Origin of the sequence: Streptomyces sp. Z423-1 (genome assembly GCF_013009255.1) — a bacterium.
Taxonomy (GTDB): Bacteria; Actinomycetota; Actinomycetes; order Streptomycetales; family Streptomycetaceae; genus Streptomyces; species Streptomyces gossypiisoli.
On record NZ_CP053109.1, the window covers coordinates 8,725,008 to 8,747,304 of the forward strand.

Consider the following 22,297-nt stretch of genomic DNA (forward strand, 5'->3'; position numbering starts at 1 on the left):
TCCCCCGCATTATTGACGCGCCGGTGACGGTTCATTAGCGGCCCACCGGCATGCAGACCCTAATAAACGCTGCCGGGAACCGGCAATGCGCGGGGGTGGTCCGTCCGTGCAGCATGGCTCGTGGGGAGCACGGCGGATGGTTCCGATGCCGGACACCGGCAGGTGCCCGGCACCGGAACCCGGGGAGCCGTGCATCACTGATCACGACTCGTTGTGGCGATGACGGAAAGGGGGGCCGGGGCATGCGGATGTTTCTGGAGGCCGCCACCGGCCCGCCCACGATCGTGCTCACCGCCGCCCTCGTGGTGCTGGTCTGCTTCTGGCTGCTGGTCGCCGTCCGGGTCGCCGCCTCCGACAGCTTCGACGCGGACGCGGACCTTGGTCCGTGGGGCATGGGCGGAGTCCCGGTGGCGGTCGCTCTCTCGCTGCTGACCGTTCTGGCCTGGCTCCTGAGCGTCGGGGCGACGAGCGTGCTGGCCGCGTTCATGCCACCGGATCCCGCCACAGGGCTGCTGCGTCTGACCGTGCCGGTCGTGGCCCTGCTCGTGGCCTGGCGATTGACCTGCCTGTTCGTACGGCCGCTGCATCGCCTCTTCCCCGATGAACCCGGGCCCTCCCCACTGGGCGTGAGCGACCGCACCGCGCCGCGGGGCGCCGGCGACGAGAGCCGGAACGCCGTGCGACGCGCGCCGCATGACGGCGCGTTGCGTACGCACAGCCGCGCCGCCTGAGTCGAGCCGCTGCCGCCTCTCACCTGAACCCTCTCTGCTTCACACGTCACCTTCCTCACTCCTCAAGGACGTATGCCATGGATGCCATGACCGTGGGCATCGGCGTGCTCGCCGCCGCCTGCCTGCTCGCTCTACTCGTCGTCTCCCGACTGTTCCGCAAGGTGGAGCAGGGCAAGGCGCTGATCGTCTCCAAGCTGCGGAAGGTCGACGTGACCTTCACCGGGCAGGTCGTGCTGCCGGTGCTGCACAAGGCCGAGGTGATGGACATCTCGGTGAAGACCATCGAGATCACGCGGGCCGGGCGGGACGGGCTGATCTGCCGGGACAACATCCGCGCCGACATCCGGATCTCGTTCTTCGTGAAGGTCAGCAAGACCGTCGAGGACGTCATCAAGGTCGCCCAGGCCGTCGGTACCGCGCGGGCCAGTGACCGGGACACGCTGCAGGAGCTGTTCCACGCGAAGTTCTCCGAGGCGCTGAAGACCGTCGGCAAGCAGATGGACTTCACCGACCTGTACACCAAGCGCGAAGAGCTGCGGTTCCGGATCATCGAGGTCATCGGCGTCGACCTCAACGGCTACCACCTGGAGGACGCGGCGATCGACTACCTGGAGCAGACGCCGCTGAGCCAGCTCGACCCGGCCAACGTCCTGGACGCGCAGGGCATCCGGAAGATCACGGAGTTGACGGCCGTCGAGCACGTGCGCACCAACGAGGCGCAGCGCACCGAGGAGAAGGAGATCACCCGGCAGAACGTCGACGCCCGCGAGGCCATCCTGGAGCTGGAGCGCCGGCAGGCCGACGCCGAGATCAAGCAGAAGCGGGAGATCGAGACCGTCCGCGCCCGGGAGGAGGCCGAGACCGCACGGGTCGTCGAGGAGGAACGGCTCCGTGCACAGGCCGCCTTCCTCAAGACGGAGGAGCAGCTCGGCGTCCAGCGCGAGAACCAGGCCCGTGAGGTCGCCGTCGCCGCGAAGAACCGCGAGCGGGTCATCGCCATCGAAAGCGAGCGCATCGAGAAGGACCGGCTGCTGGAGGTCATCGCGCGGGACCGGGAGACGGAGCTGACGCGGATCGCCGCATCGAAGGAGGTCGAGGCGGAGAAGCGGGAGATCGCCGAGGTGATCCGCGAGCGGGTCGCCGTGGACCGCACGGTCGCCGAGCAGGAGGAGTCCATCAAGAAGCTGCGCACCGTCGAGGAGGCGGAGCGGCAGCGGCAGGCCGTGATCATCGCCGCCGAGGCCGCGGCGCAGGAGAAGCTCGTCAAGGACATCAAGGCCGCGGAGGCCGCCGAGCAGGCCGCCGTGCACCGCGCCGCCGAAGAACTCACCCTGGCCGAGGCCCGGTTGAAGAGCGCCGACCTCGACGCCCAGGCCAAGCTGCGGCTCGCCGAGGGCATCCAGGCCGAGAGCGCGGCCGAAGGGCTCGCGGCCGTCCAGGTCCGCGACAAGGAGGCGGACGTCATCGAGAAGGCCGGCCGCGCCGAGGCCGAGGCCACCGAGGCCCGGCTGCGGGCCGAAGCCGAGGGCGCCCGGGCCAAGGCGCTCGCCGAAGCGGAGGCCATCGGCGAGAAGCTGAAGGCGGAGGCGGCCGGTCTCACCGAGAAGGCGGCGGCGATGGCCGCGCTGGACGAGGCGTCCCGTACGCACGAGGAGTACCGGCTGCGACTGGAGGCCGAGAAGGATATCCGGCTCGCCGGACTCGACGTGCAGCGGCAGGTCGCCGAGGCACAGGCCACGGTGCTGGCCACCGGGCTGGAGAACGCCGACATCAACATCGTCGGCGGCGAGTCGGTCTTCCTCGACCGGCTGGTGTCCTCCATCTCGCTCGGCAAGAGCGTCGACGGTTTCATGCAGAACTCCGAGACCGCCCAGGCACTCGCCGGGCCCTGGCTGGACGGCTCCGCCAGCTTCACCGACGACCTCAGCCGCGTCCTGGGCTCCCTCTCCACGGCCGATGTGCAGAACCTGACCGTCTCCGCGCTGCTGATGAAGCTCATGAAGACCGGCGGCGCCGACGCCGGCCGGCTGCAGCAGCTCATGGACCGGGCGGGCGAACTGGGCCTGGCCGATCTGCCGCTCGCCGAGCTGGGCGGCGGCGTCCGGGCCTGACCGCCCTCGCACGGGTCCGGAGCTGCCGCACAGGGGACGGCAGCTCCGGACCCCTCCCTCGTGATCCCTCGTGAACAGCACCGAACGTGAAGGGAAGCTGGACCATGGCAACCGGCACGCAGGAGGCACTCGACACCGGCACGTACGAGGTGCTGCGCGACCGCCTCACCGCGCAGGCCGCCGAACTCGCCCGCCGCGCCGAGACGCTCAACGCCCGCCGCGCCGAGGAGTTCGGCTCGACGCGGCTCGAACTGACCGGCACCGAGCGGCTGCGCACCGACCACGCCTGCGTACCCCGGGACATCGTCGCCGTCGGCGACACGCTGCTGTTCGGCCACAACGTCTTCCTCGACCGCGGGCCGGAGACGACCGTCGGTGACGTCTTCGCCCTGCACGACCGCGCCTTGAACCGGCTGCCCGACGACGCCGTGCCCGGCCTGCTCGACGACCCTGCCTTCGTGCGCGAGTTCGCGGCCCTCTACCGCTACTACCGTCAGGCACACCTCCTCCAGCTCCGCCGCGTCGAGGGCAGGCTGCTGGCCGTGTTCCGTACCGGCGAGAAGGCCGACGACATCCGCGTGCTGCGCTGGGCGCTGACCGACGACGGGCAGGCGGCCTTCCTCGACGCGCGCGGCGACCGGGACCACGTCCTCCCGCCCTCCCACGACGTCGAGTGGACCGCGACGACCCGAGAGGACCACGTCCTCGGCCGCCACCCGCACGTCTCCATCGAGGGTGAGGTCTTCGTCGACACCGTCGGCGGCACCCTCACCGTCAAGATCGACAACGACACGGAGACGGGCGAGGGCATCCACGCCGAGCCCGTCGACGAGCCCCTCCAGTCCCTCGCCGACGCCGACATCGCGCACGCGCGCGTGGGCGCCCTTGTCCTGCTGCGGATCCGCCCCTACAAGGAGGAGACCGACCGGTACCTGGTGTTCAACACCCTCACCAGGACCGTCGTCCGTCTCGACGGCATCGGGCAGGCGTGCCGCCGCCTGCCCGAGGACCAGGGCATCGTCTTCCCCGGCGGCTACTGCCTGGCCACGGGCACGCACAAGACGTACGACCTCGACACGGACGAATTGGAGTTCGAGCGCGAGGTGCGCTCACCGAACGGCGAGGACGTGCTGTACGCCTTCCACGCGCGCGTGACGGGCCGCACCCTGCTGCTGCCGTACAACATGATCCGCAAGGAGATCGCCAACCCGATCTCCTGCCACGGCTGGGCGCTGTTCGACGACGGCGCGCTCGTCGTCCTGCGCGCCGACAGCGACGAGCCGCAGCGCGTGCACCCCGTCCAGCTGTGGAACTCCCCGTACGTCTCCGACACCCACGCCGCCGCCCGGCCCGTCGGCACCGGCCCGCTCGCCCGCGTCGGCAACGCCGACCTCGTCCGCGGCATCTCCGACTGCCTGTCCATCACGCGCGCCGTCGCCGAGACCACACCGACGAGCGCGGTGTACGAGGCCCTGGCCGCCGCGTGCGTCCGGGCCGCCGACGCGTACCACTGGCTGGGCGACCCCGAACTCGGCGACCTGCGCGAACCACTCACACAGGTGCGGGCCACCGCGGAACAGGTCCTGGCCGAGTTCGAGACCGTGCAGGCCCTCACCCGCCAGGCCGCCGACGCCCTCGCCGAGGCCGCGGCCCGCGTCGCCGGAGTCGTACGACGCCTGCGCGGCGAGGCCCCGCGCAGCGCCGCCGCCTGGGTCACCGGGCTCACCGAACTCCGTTACGCCCACGGCCACTTGCTCGCCCTCAAGGACCTGCGGTACGCGGACACCGCCCGCATCGACGAACTCGCCGCCGACATCGAGGCCGACCTCGCCTCCTTCGGCCGGCGGGCCGTCGCCCACCTCTCCCGCGAGGACGCCTTCGCCGAGTACCGCTCGGACATCGACCGGCTCGTCGCCGACGCCGAGGTGATCGCCACCGTCGCCGCGGCCGCGCCCCTCGCGGCCCGCCTCGACGAACTCGCCGACGGTCTGCGCACGGTGACGGAAGTGGTCGCCGGGCTCGACATCGGCGACGCCACCGTCCGTACGTCCATCCTGGAACGGATCGCCGAGGTTCTCGGCGGCGTCAACCGGGCCCGCGCGACCCTCGACGGTCGCCGTCGCGAACTCCGCGACCGAGAGGGACGCGCCGCGTTCGCCGCCGAGTTCGCCCTGCTCGGCCAGTCCGTCACCGGCGCACTCGCGGTCGCCGACACCCCCGAGGCGTGCGACGAGCAACTCGCCCGCATGCTCGTTCAAGTGGAGAACCTGGAGTCCCGGTTCGCCGAGTTCGACGACTTCCTCGGCGACCTCGCGGACAAGCGCGAGGAGATCCACGAGGCGTTCTCGGCCCGCAAGCAGACCCTCACCGACGCCCGGGCCCGCCGCGCCGAGCGCCTCGCCGACTCCGCGACCCGCGTCCTGCGGACCATCACCCGTCGCGCCGCCGCCCTCGCCGACACGGACGCCGTCGCCACGTACTTCACCTCCGACCCGATGCCCGCGAAGGTCCGGCGCATCGCCGACGAACTCCGCGAACTCGGCGACCAGGTCAGGGCGGAGGAGGTCGACGGCCGTCTGAAGGCCGCCCGCCAGGAGGCCCTGCGCGCCCTGCGCGACCGCACCGACCTGTACGCCGACGACGGCCGCACCCTGCGCCTCGGCTCCCACCGCTTCGCCGTCAACACACAGCCCCTGGACCTGACCCTGGTCCCGCACGGCGACGGCCTCGCCCTCGCGCTCACCGGCACGGACTACCGCTCCCCGGTGACGGACCCCGACCTCGCCGCCACCCGCCCGTACTGGGACCGCCCGCTGCCCTCGGAGTCACCGGACGTCTACCGCGCCGAACACCTCGCTGCCCGGCTGCTCGACGAGCACGGCCCGGCGGCCCTCACGGACGCCGACGACCTGCCCGCCCTGGTACGGCAGGCGGCGGAGGCGGCATACGACGAGGGGTACGAGCGCGGCGTCCACGACCACGACGCGGCCCTGATCCTCACGGCCCTCCTGCGCCTGCACGAGCGCGCCGGGCTGCTGCGCCACGAGCCGGCCGCCCGCGCAGCAGCCCAGCTGTTCTGGGCCCACGCCACGACGGCCGACGCACGCGACAGCTGGACCCGGCGCGCGGTGTCCCTCGCCCGCGCCCGGGACACCTTCGGACTGGCACCCGCGATCGCCGACCTCCAGGCGGAGCTGGCAGAGGCGATCGGCGGCCCGGTCGCCGATGCCGCCGCCGCGTACCTCTTCGACGAGCTGACCAGCGGCCCCGACGGCTTCGTCATCAGCGGTGGCACCCGAACCCTGCTCGACAAGTTCCGCCGTACGGTGGGCACATCGGCGTACGACGACGACCTCGCCGCCCTCGGTGACCCGGCCGCCCGCAGACAACTCGTCGAGGCGTGGCTGACGGCGTACACCACCTCGACCGGCACGGACCTCGCCCCCGGCGACCTGGCCGAAGCGGTGGCCGCGGAACTCTGCCCGGACCTGGCCCGCTACGAGAGCGACGCGCCGCTGACCGAGACAGTCGACGGGCTGCTCGGCATCCACCCGCGCATCCACGGCCGTACGCTCACCGTCCGCGTCGACGAACTCCTCGCCCGCACCCGCGAGTTCCGTGCCCACGAGGTCCCCGCCCACCGGGCGTACCAGCGCCGCCGCACGGCATGGGCGGCCACCGAGCGCACCCGGATCCGGCTGGACGAGTACCGGCCGCGAGTGATGTCGGCGTTCGTCCGCAACACGCTGATCGACGAGGTCTATCTGCCCCTGGTCGGCGACAGCCTCGCCAAGCAGCTCGGCACCACGGGCGAGTCCAAGCGCACCGACACCGGCGGCCTGCTGCTGCTCATCTCCCCACCGGGCTACGGCAAGACGACGCTCATGGAGTACGTCGCCGACCGCCTCGGCCTGATGCTGGTCAAGGTCAACGGCCCCGCCCTCGGCCACGCGGTCACGTCGCTCGACCCGGCCGAGGCCCCGAACGCGACCGCCCGCCAGGAGATCGAGAAGATCAACTTCGCGCTGGCGGCGGGCAACAACACCCTGCTGTACCTCGACGACATCCAGCACACCTCGGCCGAGCTGCTGCAGAAGTTCATCCCGCTGTGTGACGCCACCCGCCGTATCGAGGGCGTGTGGGACGGCGAGCCGCGCACCTACGACCTGCGCGGCAAGCGGTTCGCCGTCTGCATGGCCGGCAACCCCTACACCGAGTCCGGCACCCGCTTCCGCGTCCCCGACATGCTGGCCAACCGCGCCGACGTATGGAACCTCGGCGATGTCCTCACCGGCAAGGAGGACGTCTTCGCGCTCAGCTTCATCGAGAACGCCCTCACCGCGAACCCGGTCCTCGCGCCCCTCGCCGACCGCGACCGCACCGACCTCGACCTGCTCGTCCGGCTCGCGGAGGGCGACCCGACGGCCCGTGCCGACCGGCTTGCGCACCCGTATGCCCCCGCGGAGCTGGAACGGATCCTGGCCGTCCTGCGTCACCTGCTCACGGCACGCGAAACGGTCCTCGCGGTGAACGCCGCGTACCTCGCCTCGGCAGCCCGGACCGACGCCACCCGCACCGAGCCGCCCTTCCAGCTCCAGGGCTCCTACCGCAACATGAACAAGATCGCCCAGCGTATCCAGCCCGTCATGAACGACGCCGAACTCGCCGCCGTCATCGACGACCACTACCGGGCCGAGGCCCAGACCCTCACCACCGGCGCCGAGGCCAACCTGCTCAAGCTGGCCGAACTGCGGGGCACGCCGACCGGCGAACAGTCCGCACGCTGGACCGAGTTGAAGACGGCATACGTGCGTACCCAGCGGCTCGGAGGCGCGGAGGACGATCAGCTGGCCCGAGCCGTGGCCGCCCTCGGCCTGCTGGCCGACCACGTCGCCGCCGTCGAGTCGGCGATCAGCCGCGCTGTTGTTGCCGGGAACCGGCAATGACGGTCCGCCCGGAGTGCGCGTCAACGGCCTGAAAAAGGCGTGTCAAGAACATGTAAGGTTCCCAGCGGTGTGCCGGGAAGCCTGGTCGGCGAGCAGGAATTGATCTCTTTCACGGTCGGGGGGTTCCCGTCATGGTGCTGGTGGCGGTTTTTGGTGTCGCGCTGCTGGTGGCGGTGCTGTTGTCCGGTCTGGCGGCCCGGACCGTACTGTCCACCTCGTTCCTCTTCCTGGTCGGCGGCGCGCTCGTCAGCGACGGATTCCTGGGCCTGATCCACATCACGCCGGACAGTGAACTGGTGTCCGTGACGGCCGATCTGGCGCTCTTCGCCGTGCTGTTCACCGACGGCATGCACGTCTCGCTTCCCAAGCTGCGCGCCAACTGGCGCAACCCCACGCGCGCCCTGGGCCTGGGCATGCCGCTCGCGTTCGTGTTCATGGCGCTGGTGACCCACTACCTGGTCGGCCTGGACTGGACGACGTCCTTCCTGGTCGGAGCGGTGCTGGCGCCGACCGACCCGGTGTTCGCCTCGGCCATCGTCGGCCGCAGGGAAGTACCGGCGAAGCTGCGGCAGTTGCTGAACGTGGAGAGCGGCATCAACGATGGCCTCGCCCTCCCGGTGGTCCTCGTCCTGATCGCCGCCGCGGGCCCGGCCGCCGACAGCGCCGAAGCCTCGCCGGGGAAGATCGCCCTGGAGCTGCTGCTCGGCCTCGTCTTCGGCGTCGCGCTGCCGCTGCTGGTCAACGGACTGGTGCGGTTCAAGCTGCTGGGCGCGGAGCCGAAGCTGCAGCCCCTGCTGCCGCTGGCCACGGGCATCATCCTGTACGGGGTCTGCCACCTCACCCACGCCAACCCCTACCTGGCGGCCTTCTCGGCGGGCGCCACCGTCGTGCACGTCTCGCCCGAGGCGAAGGCCGCCTTCGAGCCGCTGGGCGAGGCGCTGGCGGAGCTGGCGAAGTTCGCGGCACTGCTGGTCTTCGGCGCCCTGCTGACTCCGCAGCTGTTCGGTGACCTGTCCTTCGGCGGTTATGTGGCCGTCGTCCTGGCGATCGTCCTGATCCGCCCGGCCTCTCTGCTGCTCTCCCTGGTCGGCACGTCGTTCTCCCGCAAGGAGCGGCTGGTGGCGGCCTGGTTCGGCCCCAAGGGCTTCGCTTCCGTGGTCTACGGCCTCCTGGTGCTGCAATCCGGCATCCCGCAGGCCGAGGAGGCGTTCACCCTGATCGCGGTGTGCATCGCCTTCTCGATCGTCGCCCACAGCTCCACCGACGTGCCCATCGCCCGCGCCTTCGACGTCGACGACCTCGCCGGCATCCCGGACAAGCAGCCGAGCACTGGCCCTCAGCAGCAGGAGGACCACGTCGAGGCGCGCAACTGACGGGGCCTCGATTGGGTAAAGGCGCGGTGGGCGACCACACCCGTACCTGCGTCGTTGCATAGCCTGAAGGTGGGGAGGGGTGCCTGGGTAGGGCGGCTCTCAAGGGTTGCGACACCGTTGGAGCAGGCATGGCCGCAGAGAAGCCGAACGCAAGTTCGGCGGTGCTGACATGGTTGCCGATCGTGGTGATGGCGGTGGTGGCCGTCGTGGACATCGTCGCCGGACCGGAGGTCGGCTTTGTGCCTCTGGTGTCGCTGGGGCCCGCGTTCGCCGGACTGGTCGGCGGGTGGCGGCGTACGGCGCTGATCGGTCTGGTGGCGCTGGTGCTCTGTGTCGGACTCGGGCTGTACGACGGGCTGTTCGACGGCCGCCGGGGCTATACGGCGATGGCGTCCGTGGCCGGAGTGACGGGCGCGGGCGTGGCCGCCGCCGTGATGCGCGGCCGCCGGGAGGCCGAACTGGCCAGCGTGCGCTCGATCGCGGAGGTGGCCCAGCGGGTCCTGCTGCGGCCGGTGCCGCTGACCGCAGGGCCGCTGCAGGCCGCGGTGTCGTACACGTCGGCGGTCGCCGAGGCCCGGATCGGTGGCGATCTGTACGAGGTGGTCGCCTCGCCGCACGGGATCCGGGTCATCGTGGGCGATGTGCAGGGCAAGGGGCTGGCCGCGGTGGAGACCGCGGCCGTGGTGCTCGGCGCGTTCCGGGAGGCCGCGCACGACGAGCCCGGTCTGGTGGGTGTCGGCGAGCGTCTGGAGCGCAGCGTCGCCCGGGAGCTGGAGGGCGAGAAGTTCGTGACGGCGATCCTCGCCGAGGTCGGTTGGGACCATGAGGTGGTCTTCCTCAACTACGGCCACCCGGCCCCCATGGTCGTACGCCGCGACGGCACGGTCGACTTCCCGCGGCCGCCCGCGTACGCGCTGCCGCTGGGGCTGGGCGCGCACGGCGGCGAGGGGCCGAAGCCGTATCGGGTGGCGTTCGTGCCCGGGGAGCAGGTGCTGCTGTACACCGACGGCGTTACGGAGGCCCGGGATGCCGGCGGCGCCTTCTATCCGCTCGGCGAGCGGGCGTACCTGCTCAAGGACACCGACGCCCGGAGCGCACTGGAGGCCCTGCGCGAGGACCTGGTCCGGCATGCCGCCGGGCCGCCCCACGACGATGCCGCGATGCTGCTGTTGCGGTACCACGGTCACGGGAAGGGTCCGTGAGCCGAGTGGTCGGGTGTCTCGCCGCCGTGGAAAGGACGTGCGCCGGAACGCGCCCGCCCGCCGCCTCGGGCCAGTGACCGCCGGAATGGTCCGGCGCGGACGCTGACCCGATCTGCGGGTCCCGGCGCTGGTAGACGTCGGGTACCCCGTCGGCGTCTTCGTCGCGGGTCTCTTCCTCGTACAGCCGGCGATAGATCCCGTTGTGGCGTTTGACCAGCAACGCGGCGAGGCCGGCCGCGGTCACCGAGCCCACGAGGACGGCGGCCTTGATGCGTTCGGCGTCGGCCGGGTCGGGGAAGGCGAGTTCGCCGATGAGGAGGGCGACGGTGAAGCCGATTCCCGCCAGGACCGCGAGCGCGAAGACATCGGCCCAGGCCAGGTCCGACATGGGATCTCCGGGGAGCGGCCCCGATCTCTCCGGAACCGCTTCCCACCTGCTGGTTCGCGAGGTGGGAGGGTCCGCATACGCAAGGCGCTCGCGTATGCGGACCCTCACCCGGCCGTTGGCCGGGGTCACCCCCGGGAGCCGGACCGTGGGAGGCGGTCAGACGGTCGTCTTCACCGGCTCCGGGTCTTCGTCGGCCCCGTTGCTTCCACCGGCCTTGCGGGCGCGGACGTACTCCTGGAAGGAGTTCAGCTCGCGCTTGACGACCGGGGCGAGGAGGTAGAGGCCGATGATGTTGATGACGGCGAGCATGAAGAGCACGGCGTCGGCCATGTCGATCAGGGTCTGCAGCGTGAGCAGCGAACCCGCGACGGCGAACAGCGTGTAAAGGACCTTGAAGGTCAGCTCGCTGGCCCTGCTGCGGCCGAACAGGTGCGTCCATGCCTTGAGGCAGTAGTAGCCCCACGTCAGCACCGTCGAGACGGCGAACAGCATCACCGCGACGGTGAGGACGTACGGGAACCAGGGCAGCACCGTCTCGAAGGCGTCCGAGGTGATGGTGACGCCGCCGATGGACTCGCCCGCACGCGCCTCGGCCCAGCTGGCCGGGTTGGCGATCACGATCGTCAGGGCGGTCATCGTGCAGATGATCACGGTGTCGATGAACGGCTCCAGCAGGGCGACCAGGCCCTCGCTGGCGGGGTGCTTGGTCTTGACCGCGGAGTGCGCGATCGGCGCGGAGCCGAGGCCGGCCTCGTTGGAGAACGCGGCCCGCTTGAAGCCGATGATCAGCGCGCCGAGGACACCACCGGCGACACCCTCGGGGTCGAAGGCGCCGTCGATGATCGTGGCCACGGCGTCGGGCACGGCCGTGACGTTCACCAGGATGACGATCAGGCAGGCGGCGATGTAGATGCCGGCCATGGCCGGGACCAGCCTGCTGGTGACGTTGGCGATGGAGCGGATGCCGCCGAGCAGCACGATGCCGACGAGCGCGGCGATCAGGATGCCGAAGAACAGGGCGCCGGTCGAGGAGCCGATCGCGCCGTCCTCACCGCCGGCGACGGAGACCAGCTGCGCGTAGCTCTGGTTGACCTGGAAGAGGTTGCCGCCGAAGAGGCCGAAGAACAGGATCATGAAGGAGGCGAGGACCGCGAGGACCTTGCCGAGGGTCTTGCCGTTCTTGCCGAAGCGGTCGGCGAGACCCTTGGGCAGGTAGTGCATCGGGCCGCCGGAGACGGTGCCGTCGGCGTGCACCTCGCGGTACTTCACGCCGAGCGTGACCTCGACGAACTTGGTGGCCATGCCGAGCAGACCGCAGAGGATCATCCAGAAGGTGGCACCGGGGCCACCGATGGAGACGGCGACGGCGACACCCGCGATGTTGCCGAGTCCGACGGTGCCGGAGACGGCCGCGGTCAGGGCCTGGAAGTGGTTGACCTCGCCGGCCGACCCTTTCTCGTCGTACTTGCCCCTCACCACGTCGAATGCGAGCCGGAACTTGCGGATCTGCACGAACCCGAACCAGCCGGTGAAGACGAGACCGGCGACGACGAGCCAGGCGACGATGAGGGGTAGATCCGTCCCACCGACGGGGACGGCGTAGAAGACGACTTCGCCGAGCCAGGTGGCTATGGGTTCGAAGAACGAGCTGACAGCTTTGTCGACGGAATCGGTGAATGCGTCGAGAGACACTATGGCTACCTCGGTGGCGCAGGGGGACCGGCGCCCGGGGATGCTGCGCCGGTGAGTGTGCGGTCTATGAGCGAACGCCGTTGTCCGATCGGCGAACCGCGGTGGCACGGCCGCGGACTCGGACCGTGATCACCTTGGTTGTACTGCCGACGCGTGCCGGCACCCCGCAGAGGAGCATGGGTGGAGCCCGTGCGGGGTTGCGCAGTTTTAGCACACCCATTACGGATCCTTTAGTGGCGCGGATCACATAACGGTGAGTAACAAGGGAAAGTCCCAGGAGGCGTGACCAGACCGTTATCCGGATCGGGGTCTCCGCTGAGCGAACGATCAGCAGTCCGCCCGGCCGGGCGGAGGGACAATGAGAGGGCATCCCGGCGCGCTGAAGGCGGTGAGAACCATGGTGCTGCCCTTCGTCGTGGGTGTCGACGGCTCGGAGCCCAGCCTTCACGCCGTCGACTGGGCCGTGGACGAAGCGGTCCGCCACGGTCTGCCGCTGAGAATCGTCCACGCCTCCCTGTGGGAGCGGTACGAGGACGCGGCCCTGGCGGACACTCCCGGGGCCGTCTCGGACGTGGTGACCGAGCACGACCTCGCCGAGAGCGTCGTGGCACGAGCGGCCCATCGTGCCCGGCAGCGCGCGCCGGCGCTGGAGATCAGCACCGGCGTGGTGCCGGAGGACCCCGTGTCGGCGCTGTTGGGCGAGGCGCGCCTCGCCCAAGCCGTCGTGACCGGGGTGCGAGGCAGGGGTCCGATCAAAGAGCTCCTGCTCGGCTCGGTCAGTCTCTCCCTGGCCGCCCGGGCCCCCTGTCCGGTCGTCGTCGTACGCGGCCGGGCGGAGAACAGACGTACGGCCAACGGCCGCATCGTCGTGGGCGTCGGCGGTGCCACAGCCCCGGCAGCGGTCCGGTATGCCGTCCAGGAGGGCGCGCTGCGTGGGTGCGAGGTGGAGGCCGTACGGGCCTGGCGTCGCCCGGCGCACAGGCCCGCACCACATCCGCTGCTGACCGGGGACCCCGCCCATGCCGAGGAGGCGCACGCCCTGGCTGTGCTCGGCGAGGCATTGGACGGCGTGGCCAAGGAGTGTCCCGGCGTGATCGTGCACCGCGCGGCTGTCGAGGGCTCCGCCCGCCATGCGCTGGTGGCCCGGTCGTCGGCGGCCGACCTCCTGGTCATCGGGGCCCATCGGCGTCGCGGCCACCTCGGACCGCAGCTCGGCCGGGTCGGGCACACGGTGCTGCACCACTCGGAGTGTCCGGTGGCGGTGGTTCCGCAGCAGGAATGACGCCGACTCGCTCGCGCGGTCACCTCACTTGCTCGCTATTGCGGTGAGGGGGAGGTGAGTCCCGGTACGTCGGTGGCGTCGTCGTCGACGTAGGTGGGGATCTGGGAGTGCACCTGCAAGGCGATCTCGCCGGCGCGTTCGAAGCGCAGGGTGATCCACACGAACTCACCGCCCCGGATCTGCTGGCGCAGGCCTCTGAGCTGCAGGTGGACCTGCCCCTTCTCCAGCTCGACCAGCTTGCCGGTGGGCAGTGCCACCGGGCCTCGTACCGCGCCGTCGGCGGTCACGATGTCGACGGACCGCGCGACGGTCGTCTCCGCCCCGAGCAGCCTGTCGGAGCGCTGTCCCTGGTTGAAGAACCAGGCGTAGAACGGGACGTCGTCCCCGGTCTCCCAGGGGCCGTCGGGGGGTTCGGCGAGGTGGGCGTACCGGATCAGGACCGGCCCGACACGGGCGTTGGCGCCCGGCGGGTTGTACTCGTTGTCGGTGCCGCATCCCGTCGCGCCCCAGACCGCGGCGAGACAGCCCACCACGGCGAACACGACTGCCCTGCGCCACGGACTCGCTGCCCTCGGTCTCATCTTCATTCCATCGCTCCCCGAACTCCTGGTGGCACCTCGCCGCTCTCAGGCATGCCACGCCCACGGCTGCCGCATGTCAGCTCTTGGACCACACGGAGGACCCAGCGGGGCGGTGAGAGTCAGGGCCGGGGAAGGGGAGGACAACTACCAGAAGTCGTCACCGTGGGGCGGTGACGACTACCGCGTAGCTGCCGACTCCCAGGAGTTCGTCTCCCGGGATCCGCTCCTCCGCGGTCAGCAGGTGAACGATGTCTCCTGACCGCTCGTCGAACTCGACGTCGATCACGGTGCCCTTCTTGAGCCCCGTTTCGGTCAGAACGGCTTTCCCGATCGGGTCGTGCACGGCGTGGGCGTGATCGCTTGTGTCGATGTCCTTCTCGTCCCGGATTCGGTCGGCCTCCGCGACGGACACCGCGTCCGGGCCGAACGACTGGACGTCTTCCCACGGGAGGGTGTGGTGTCCGCGGCCCCGGGTTTTGAGGCGCAGACCGGCGATACGCGCCGGTGACGGGGCGACAGTGCACGCGGCGACCGTTCCGACCGTCTCGGCTGTCGTGAGGTCCATGACGGTTCTGCCCCGGGCTTTGGTGAACAGCATCGGTCACTTCTCCTGCGTGTCGTGCTGGAGGTGGTCGCGCAGGCTGTCCACGGCGGCACCGAACCCTCCGAGGTCACCCGAACTGTGCTGCGCGGTGGCGTCCGGGACGATGACGCGTTCGCCGGAGACGGTGACGGGGCCGAGAACCGGCAGCAGAACACGGCGGTGCTCGTCGGACTGGACCTCGTAGCCCGTCACCGCCGGTTTCCTGCCGGTCGCGACGACGGCGTCGGTGACGGTGCCCAGCCGTGCGCCGCCCCGGGTCGTGACCGCGACACCCACCACGTTGACCCCCGCTGCCTCTTCCTCACCCGGCATGGCGGCGGTGTCGTCCTCCTCCAGCGCGCTCTCGTCGCGCACCATGACCGCGTGCGGCCCCAGGGCGTGGACGTTCCGCAACAGAAGGGCGCGGTGCAGCGGGCCCGCGAGCAGGCCGCGGCCGGCCAGGGTGAAGCACTGGATGTCGCCCGTCGAGGCGTCGAAGACGAGGTCCTTGATCTGCCCCAGCTCCTCCCCTGACAAGGTCACCACGGGTTTCCTGGCGATCTCGCTGGCTCGCATGTAGACGGTCATGGCTTCTGCGCCCCTCCACTCGGAGGTCGGTGACGGCCCTGCGCTATCACGCCACCTGACCGGCGCCGCGCCTGCAGCGCCACGACGCCGATGGCGACCGCCGCGAGGATCGCCAGAGCGATGATGAGCCACGTCCACCATTCCATCTCGACGGCGCCCCTTCATATGCCTGCAGACATATGCCTGCAGATTGCCCTGATGTGCCCGCAGAATCGCGCCTGCATCGCCTCTGCATCCCCACTTCAGCGTCCCCCCATGAAGGCACCGGTGTCGACCGGAAGCGACGCTGATCAGTCTCGACGGCGGGGCTGTACTTTCCAGGGAGTCCGTGTCGAGTGCTCAGCCCCGGGTAGTCGGTCGGAAAGCCCGGAAGAAGAGGTGAGAGCAGTGATCGCGTTGGGACTCTTGCTGGCGCTGGCCGCCGGCGGGTTCGCGGCCATAGCGGTCGTGGAGAACTTCAGAGGTGGCCCCGAGTACGCGGTGGAGATTTTCGGCAATCAGATCGCGACGCTGAGTCCACCCGGGCTGTTCCTTTCGGGCGCGGCGCTCGCACTGATCTTCTGCCTGGGGCTGGCGATGATCGCCGTCGGGCTGAAACAGCGACGGCAGGTGCGCAGGGCCCTCGATTCCGCGCAGGTGACGGGGGAGCCGGGGGCGGAGCGTCCGCCGCGGCCGGTCCACCGGCGTCGCCGGCACATTTTCGGACACTGACGGACCCGACGCCCTGAGGGGCCGGTCGGGGAGGTGGCTGCCGTGCGGGCGACGTTCTCACTGGGACATGTGGCCGGCATCCGCGTGGGTGTGCACTGGAGCGTTCTGGTCATCTTCGCCCTGATCCTTTTCGGGCTGGCGGAAGGTGGCCTGCCGGAGGCGCATCCGGATCGCCCGACATGGCAGTACTGGCTTGCCTCGGGGGCGACCGCGGCCGTCTTCCTGCTGTCACTGCTGGCGCACGAGATCAGCCACGCGCTGGTGGCCCGCCGCAACGGTGTGTCCGTGAACGACGTCACCCTGTGGCTCCTCGGCGGACTCGCCCGGCTCAGGAGCGAGGCATCAACCCCGGGGGCGGAACTGCGTATCGCCGGCGTGGGGCCTCTCGTCAGCCTCGTGCTCGGCGTGGTGTTCGCCGTGGCAGCCGGGCTGGTGGCCGGACTCTCCGAGGCCGCGCTCGTGGCGGAGGCGCTGGCCTGGCTGGCGGGGATCAACATCCTGCTGGCCGTCTTCAACGCCCTGCCCGCCGCGCCGCTGGACGGCGGTCGGCTGCTGCGCGCGGTCGTGTGGTGGAAGACCGGCAGTCGGCTGCGGGCCACCGCGGTGGCCACGACCGCCGGACGGTTTCTGGGATGGGCGCTGGTGGGTGTCGGCCTCTACCTTGTCCTCGCCGGGGCCCTGTTCAGCGGAATCTGGCTGGTGGTCATCGGCTGGTTCGTCATCGCCATGGCCACCGTGGAAGGCGGCCAGGCGAGACTGCGTGAATTGCTGGGCGGAATCCCGGTGAGCGAGGCGATGACGCCCGACCCGATGACTGTCCCGGCCACGACCACGGTCGGCGAGTTCCTCACCGACCCGCGCTTTCGCTTCCGTCACTCGGCCTTCCCCGTCGTTGGTGAGGGGAACACCGCGGTCGGCCTGGTCACGCTGAAGAGCGCCGACGCGGTCCCGGAGAAGGAACGTCCGTCCACCTCCGTCGCACGCGTCATGGTGCCGCGCGACGACCTGCCGACGCCGAAGCCCGACGACCCCCTGGCGGAGCTCGTGCCCGAGTTGCAGGCCAGTTCCGCCCATCGTGCCCTCGTGCTGGAAGGCGGCCGACTGGTCGGCATCGTCACCTCCTCGGACATCAGCCGGGTCACCTCCTGGCTGAGCTCGTCGTCCGCCTGGCGGCGCAAGACACTGTGACGAAGCGTGACTCGCCAAGTCGGACCGCTGGAGCGCGGTCACGACCACACCGCCGGCCCCCTCTCCTCATGGAGCGCGGGGCTTGCCGTTGTAAGCAGGCTGTCACGCCCCGACCGCCTGCTCCGTGACCGGGCGCCGCGTCTCGCCCCTGCGCCGGCGGGTCCGGGCCAGCAGGCCGTGCCGGGGTGCCAGACACCACGTGAGCGCGAAAAGGGCGGTCAGGACGCAGACGATGGAGCCGCCGGCGGCCAGGTCGTAGGCGTACGACACGTACAGCCCGGCCAGCGCGCCCGTGCCGCCGAACAGCGAGGCCAGCAGGGTCATCGTCCACAGCCGTTCGGTGAGCATGCGGGCCGCCGCGGCCGGGGTGATGAGCAGGGACAACACGAGGATGTTGCCGACCGCCTCAAGGGACATCACGATGGTGGCGGTCACGACCGTGTACAGGATCAGGTCGAGCCGCATCACGGGGAGCCCGGCGGCCCGGGCCGTCTCGCGGTCGAGGCTGACGGCGACCAGTTCCTTGCTCAGCAGCAGCACGACCGCCACCAGGACCGCGCCGACGCCCGCCGCCGTCCACACGTCTTCCGGGCCGACCGCGAGGACCTGCCCGAACAGGAACGAGGACAGGTCCGTCGACCAGCTGTCCTGCGTGGACACCAGCACGATGCCGAGCCCGAATGCGCAGGAGAAGAACACGCCGATGACGGTGTCCTCCTTCAGCCGGCGGTTCTGCGAGACCAGCGCGATCAGGAGCGAGGTGGTAAGGCCGGCGATCGCCCCGCCGAGGAGCAGGTTGCCCTGAAAGGCGTAGGCCAGGGCGACGCCGGGGAACGCCGAGTGGGACACGGCCTCGCCGATGAACGCCATGCCGCGCAGGACGACGTACACGCCGACGACCCCGCACACCAGCCCGGTGATCACGGCGACCGAGAACGCCCGCTGCATGAACGGCAGGTGCCACGGATCGGTGAGAAACGCCACGACGGTCACGCGGCGGCTCCGATCGCGGTGTCCAGGCCGAAGGCGCGCAGCATCTGCTCGGGGTCGGCGAGCAGTTCGGGGCCGCCCTCGGCGACGACCGTGCGGTTGAGCAGTGCCACGCGGGTGCAGGTGCGGGCCGCGGCCGCCAGGTCGTGGGTGGTCATCAGCAGGCTCCTGCCGTCGGCGGCCAGCCGGGCGAAGAGGTCGTTGAGCAGCTCCTGGGTAGGCACGTCCACGCCGGTGAACGGCTCGTCCAGGAGAAGCAGTTGGGGATCGCTCGCCAGGGCGCGGGCCACGAGCACGCGTTGACGCTGCCCGCCGGACAGTTCACCGATCGGGCGTCGGCGCAGCTCGGCGAGGCCGACCAGCTCCAGCGCCTCCTCGACCGCCGCCCGGTCCGCGCGCCCGGCCCGGCGCAGCCAGCCGATGGAACGGGTGCGGCCGGACAGCACCGCTCCCGCGATGTCGATGGGGAAGTCCCAGGCGAACTCGTGGCGTTGGGGCACATATCCAACGAGATGCCGGGCCCGGCCCGGGGGCAGGCCGTCGATGAGCACGTCGCCGCCCGCGAGGGGGACCAGGCCGAGCACGGCGCGCAGCAGGGTGGTCTTGCCCGCGCCGTTCGGGCCCAGCAGCCCCAGCAGGTCGCCCCGGTGCGCGGTCAGGTGAGTGTCCTGGACGGCGGGCCTGCCGCCCAGGACGACGCTCACGTCCCGGGCCCGCAGAAGCGGCTCTGCGTCGCTCACGCGGAGGCCCTTCCGGCGGCACCGTTGCGGCGCCCGCGGGTGACGGCGACGAAGGCCGTCCCGAGCGCGGCGAGCGCGGCCGCGGTGCCGCCCAGGAGTACGGCGTTCCCGGCACCGGTTGAGGCCATGGAGCCGTCGCTTGCCTTGCTGCCCTCGCTGCCCGAGGAACCGCCGGCCGGGGACGCGTCGTCACCGGATGTGCCCGACGGGCCGTCACCCGCCGTGCCGGTGGTTCCGCCCGTGCCGGAAGAGGAGCCGTTGCCCGATCCGTCGCCGGGTTCGACGGCGTTCGGGTTCTCGTCGCCGACCACGAAGGCCACGGTCTCGGTGTCGCTGACCGCCGTGCCGTCGGCGAGCGTGCCGCTCATCGTGAACGTCAGCCGGTACGTGCCCTCCTTCGTGAAGGCCCAGCCGCCGTGCGCGTGCGTGTTCGCCGGGATGTCGAAGGAGTCCGGGACTCCGTCCTTGCTGTTGAACAGGACGGTCGCGCCGGACATCGCGTCGTAGGTGTAGAGCGCGACGGTACCGGGGCCCTTGACGTCGTCGAGGGAGAACTTCACCCCGCCCTTGGTGGCGCCCGCCTCGATGTTGTCGGTGGACCAGCCGGGCCACAGCAGTCCGTCCTGCTGTACTTGGTCGAGCAGCCAGACGGGGTCTCCCGCCTTGCCGAGGAAGGCGAATTCGTCCCCGTCCGGGAGGGTGTTCTTGGCGGCGGGCCTGACGTGCAGGACGACGGACGAGGGCTCGCGCCAGGTCGTCTCTCCGGAGACCGTGCCGTCCTTGACATGGATCTGCATCTTCTCGTCGACGACTCGCGCGGCGATGTCGATGTGGCCCTCGTCGATGACGACCGGAGTCGAGACCACATCGGCGTCCGCGGCGGTGCGCGCGGTGGCCGGTGCCGAGCCCGCGGCAGAGGCCGGTGCCTTCCCGGCCGCCGCGATGAGGTTCCGCGCCTCATGTGTCGGCTGTGTCGGCTCGGCGCCGGGCTCCGTGGCACCGGGCTCGTCGGATGCGCCGCCCGGCTCCTCCTCGGTCTTCTCGGTTTCTGCTGCCCGTGCGATGGTCTCGTCCCCGACCAGCACCGTGTAGACGGTCCCGACGGACAGTTCCTGCCCGTCCACGGTCCTGGCCTCGGCGGTGAAGATGGCCCGGTACGTCCCTTGCGCGGTGAAGTCCCATCGGGTGGAGCCCTGCTGTCCCGCGGGCAGTTCGTATCCGTCGGGCAGGCCGTCCGCGCTGTCGAACAGCGGCGCGCCCTCCTCGCCTTCGCCGTCGGCCGCGTACACCCGCAGATCGCCCGGCCCGTCGAGCCCGGTGAGCGACCACCGCAAGGTGTCCTGGTCCACGATGCCCGCGGGTACGCCGGTGGTGTCCCAGCCGGGTGCCGGAGCGGTCCCCAGCCGAGCGTCGGGAATCTCGATCACGGGAGCCTCGGCCGCCTCCGAGGCATCGAGGGTCAACACCCCGTCCGCATAGGCGATCCGGCCGAGTCCGGACCCTGTGCCGCCCTCGCCGGCGACCGCGACACCACCTCCCGCGAGCGTGGCCGCGAGCACCACCGCCACGGCGACACGCTCCCTGCCCGCCCTGCCCATGACTCTCATCAGGCGTCCTTCCCAAGGCACTTCGCGAGCTCGTTCGCGTTGTGCCGCATCATCGATACGTAGTCGTGGACCGTGTCGTCGAACGAGTCGCCGTAGATCGTGCACACCCCGACGCCCTCGTCCTGGGCGACCCGCTTGAGCACATCGGCGCGCGCGGCGAGGTTCGGTTCCAGGAACACCGACGGGACCTGCTTCTCGCGGATGGTGTTGCCGAGTTGCTCCACCTCGGCCGCGCTCGGCTCCCGGTTGGGCACCGGCACGACGAAACCGGCGACCCGCATGCCGTACGCCTTGGCGAGATAACCGAAGGCGTCGTGCGTGGTGATCAGCTCGCGGTTCTCCTCGGGGATGGTCGCGAGCTTGCGCGCCACGTCCTGATCGAGCGCGCCGAGCGTCTTCAGGTACGCTGCGGCGTTCTTCTCGTACACGGCCTTTCCGTCCGGATCCGCCTTGATCAGCTCGGCCTCGATGCGGCGGACGTACGCCTGCGCGTTGGCGACGTCCTCCCAGGCGTGCGGGTCCAGGTCGCCGTGCACGTGCTTGCCGATGACGGCCTGGGGGAGTACCCACAGGTCCGCACCGGGCTTGCCGAGGAAGCCGTACGGTTGCTCCTTCGGTACGGACTCCTTCGCCCGGTCGGGCACATTGAGCACCACGTCCGAGGCGGGGTGCCGGGTGCGCTCGCCGCTCTTCTCCTCGTCCGCGCGGACGTACACCTCGCCGGTCTCCGCGTTGAGGGTGACATCGGCGTGGCCTCCGTCGAGGACGGTCGCGCCCTTCGGCGCCTCGGCCGCGTCGCCGACGGTGAAGGTGAAGGTCCCGCTGCCGAACGTCTCGGCCGTCCCGTTGAGGGTCTCGGTCCGGCCCTCGACGGTCAGCTTGTACGTACCGGGCTTGCTGAAGGCCCAGTTGACGTGGGTGTGCGCCTCGGGCGGCAGCGTGAAGGAGTCCTCGGCGTCGAGGCCGTCGGCGGAGTCGACGTACACCTTGGGCCTGCCCAGCGTGTCGGTGAGGTAGACGCGCAGCTCGCCCGGGCCCTCCAGCCGCGTCGCGGTCGTGCGGACTTGGGAGCCGTCCCCGGCGACCCGGCCCTCGACGGCCCAGCCGAGCCAGAGGACGTCGAGCCCGAGGTCCTCCTCAAGTTTCATGACCGTGCCGCCGTACTGCTCCAGCTTCTCGGCGATTTGGATCTTCGGTGTGGACTTGGGGGCGTTGGTGTGGACCATCTTCATGATCCCGGGCTCTTCGAGGAGCAGCCCGTTGCTGAACACGACGTCGGCCTTGGTGACCTTGGCCGCGTCGCCGGGGCTGGGCTCGTAGGAGTGCGGATCGCCGTGGTGCGGCACGATCGAGTTGACGTCGACGCGCTCACCGCCCACTTGACTGACCAGGTCGGCGATGATCGCGGTGGTCGTCGACACCGTCAGGGCGGCGTCGGACGACCCGGACCGGGTCCCGCTGCACCCGGTCGCCGCCGTGACGAGCAGCGCGCAGCCCGCGGCGAGCGCGGCCCTGGTGCTGCCCTTGGCATGGCCCCGCATGGGGCTCCCCCTTCTCTGTTCTCCGGCGCCCCCGTTGGGGACA

Annotated in this window: 16 protein-coding genes and 1 pseudogene; 8 read left to right on the plus strand and 9 right to left on the minus strand. The window is 70.8% G+C overall.

Going from position 1 to position 22,297, the window contains the following annotated elements; translation table 11 throughout:
- The first annotated feature begins 242 nt into the window (after positions 1 to 242).
- The 5 genes from HJD23_RS39810 (at position 243) to HJD23_RS39830 (ending at position 10,363) form a co-directional block, all read left to right on the plus strand.
- Positions 243 to 731, plus strand: coding sequence for a hypothetical protein (locus HJD23_RS39810; RefSeq protein WP_232108261.1), 489 nt, complete (start codon positions 243 to 245; stop codon positions 729 to 731).
- Positions 732 to 808: 77 nt separating this feature from the next.
- Positions 809 to 2,842, plus strand: a complete 2,034-nt coding sequence (locus tag HJD23_RS39815; RefSeq protein WP_171117379.1) for a flotillin family protein — start codon at positions 809 to 811, stop codon at positions 2,840 to 2,842.
- Positions 2,843 to 2,946: 104 nt separating this feature from the next.
- On the plus strand, positions 2,947 to 7,788 hold the full coding sequence (locus HJD23_RS39820) for a DNA repair ATPase (protein ID WP_171117380.1): 4,842 nt from the start codon (positions 2,947 to 2,949) through the stop codon (positions 7,786 to 7,788).
- A gap of 131 nt (positions 7,789 to 7,919) precedes the next feature.
- Positions 7,920 to 9,161 (plus strand): cation:proton antiporter, encoded by a 1,242-nt coding sequence (locus HJD23_RS39825; RefSeq protein ID WP_171117381.1) that lies wholly within the window; start codon positions 7,920 to 7,922, stop codon positions 9,159 to 9,161.
- 128 nt (positions 9,162 to 9,289) lie between these two features.
- Positions 9,290 to 10,363, plus strand: a complete 1,074-nt coding sequence (locus HJD23_RS39830) for a PP2C family protein-serine/threonine phosphatase (RefSeq protein WP_171117382.1) — start codon at positions 9,290 to 9,292, stop codon at positions 10,361 to 10,363.
- A 115-nt stretch (positions 10,364 to 10,478) separates the two neighbouring features.
- Here HJD23_RS39830 and HJD23_RS39835 read toward each other — a convergent pair.
- Positions 10,479 to 10,745, minus strand: a pseudogene (locus HJD23_RS39835) (Na+/H+ antiporter NhaA); the annotation flags it as partial.
- A gap of 162 nt (positions 10,746 to 10,907) precedes the next feature.
- Positions 10,908 to 12,443 (minus strand): alanine/glycine:cation symporter family protein, encoded by a 1,536-nt coding sequence (locus HJD23_RS39840; protein ID WP_171117383.1) that lies wholly within the window; start codon positions 12,441 to 12,443, stop codon positions 10,908 to 10,910.
- 358 nt (positions 12,444 to 12,801) lie between these two features.
- On the opposite strand from HJD23_RS39840, the gene HJD23_RS39845 reads away from it, so the two are divergent.
- Positions 12,802 to 13,725: a universal stress protein gene (locus HJD23_RS39845; protein ID WP_240980926.1), complete on the plus strand. Its 924-nt coding sequence runs from the start codon at positions 12,802 to 12,804 to the stop codon at positions 13,723 to 13,725.
- 35 nt (positions 13,726 to 13,760) lie between these two features.
- Here the strand turns inward: HJD23_RS39845 and HJD23_RS39850 are convergent, their stop codons facing one another.
- From HJD23_RS39850 to HJD23_RS39860, 3 genes are all read right to left on the minus strand, one after another.
- On the minus strand, positions 13,761 to 14,306 hold the full coding sequence (locus tag HJD23_RS39850) for a copper chaperone PCu(A)C (RefSeq protein WP_197973647.1): 546 nt from the start codon (positions 14,304 to 14,306) through the stop codon (positions 13,761 to 13,763).
- Positions 14,307 to 14,463: 157 nt separating this feature from the next.
- Positions 14,464 to 14,904 carry a PRC-barrel domain-containing protein gene (locus HJD23_RS39855; protein WP_171117384.1) on the minus strand — a complete coding sequence of 147 codons (441 nt, stop codon included), beginning with the start codon at positions 14,902 to 14,904 and terminating at the stop codon, positions 14,464 to 14,466.
- Positions 14,905 to 14,907: 3 nt separating this feature from the next.
- Entirely contained in the window at positions 14,908 to 15,477 is a 570-nt protein-coding gene (locus tag HJD23_RS39860; RefSeq protein WP_171117385.1) for a PRC-barrel domain-containing protein, read from the minus strand.
- 387 nt (positions 15,478 to 15,864) lie between these two features.
- On the opposite strand from HJD23_RS39860, the gene HJD23_RS43170 reads away from it, so the two are divergent.
- Together HJD23_RS43170 and HJD23_RS39870 are read left to right on the plus strand one after the other, a co-directional pair.
- Positions 15,865 to 16,188, plus strand: coding sequence for a hypothetical protein (locus HJD23_RS43170; protein ID WP_180687450.1), 324 nt, complete (start codon positions 15,865 to 15,867; stop codon positions 16,186 to 16,188).
- A 42-nt stretch (positions 16,189 to 16,230) separates the two neighbouring features.
- Positions 16,231 to 17,376, plus strand: coding sequence for a site-2 protease family protein (locus HJD23_RS39870; RefSeq protein ID WP_171117386.1), 1,146 nt, complete (start codon positions 16,231 to 16,233; stop codon positions 17,374 to 17,376).
- A 102-nt stretch (positions 17,377 to 17,478) separates the two neighbouring features.
- On the opposite strand, the gene HJD23_RS39875 is transcribed toward HJD23_RS39870, so the two are convergent.
- From HJD23_RS39875 to HJD23_RS39890, 4 genes are read right to left on the minus strand one after another with little or no spacing between them, the layout of a single operon-like run.
- The gene (locus HJD23_RS39875) at positions 17,479 to 18,369 is read right to left on the minus strand and encodes an anchored repeat-type ABC transporter permease subunit (RefSeq protein ID WP_171117387.1); all 891 of its coding nucleotides are present in this window, start codon (positions 18,367 to 18,369) and stop codon (positions 17,479 to 17,481) included.
- Positions 18,366 to 19,106 carry an anchored repeat-type ABC transporter ATP-binding subunit gene (locus tag HJD23_RS39880; protein WP_171117388.1) on the minus strand — a complete coding sequence of 247 codons (741 nt, stop codon included), beginning with the start codon at positions 19,104 to 19,106 and terminating at the stop codon, positions 18,366 to 18,368. Before HJD23_RS39880 ends, HJD23_RS39875 begins: the two co-directional genes overlap by 4 nt.
- Positions 19,103 to 20,713: a TIGR03773 family transporter-associated surface protein gene (locus HJD23_RS39885; protein ID WP_171117389.1), complete on the minus strand. Its 1,611-nt coding sequence runs from the start codon at positions 20,711 to 20,713 to the stop codon at positions 19,103 to 19,105. The genes HJD23_RS39880 and HJD23_RS39885 overlap by 4 nt, the downstream gene beginning before the upstream one ends.
- The gene (locus HJD23_RS39890; protein ID WP_171117390.1) at positions 20,713 to 22,254 is read right to left on the minus strand and encodes an anchored repeat ABC transporter, substrate-binding protein; all 1,542 of its coding nucleotides are present in this window, start codon (positions 22,252 to 22,254) and stop codon (positions 20,713 to 20,715) included. The genes HJD23_RS39885 and HJD23_RS39890 overlap by 1 nt, the downstream gene beginning before the upstream one ends.
- Between the last annotated feature and the right edge of the window lie 43 nt (positions 22,255 to 22,297).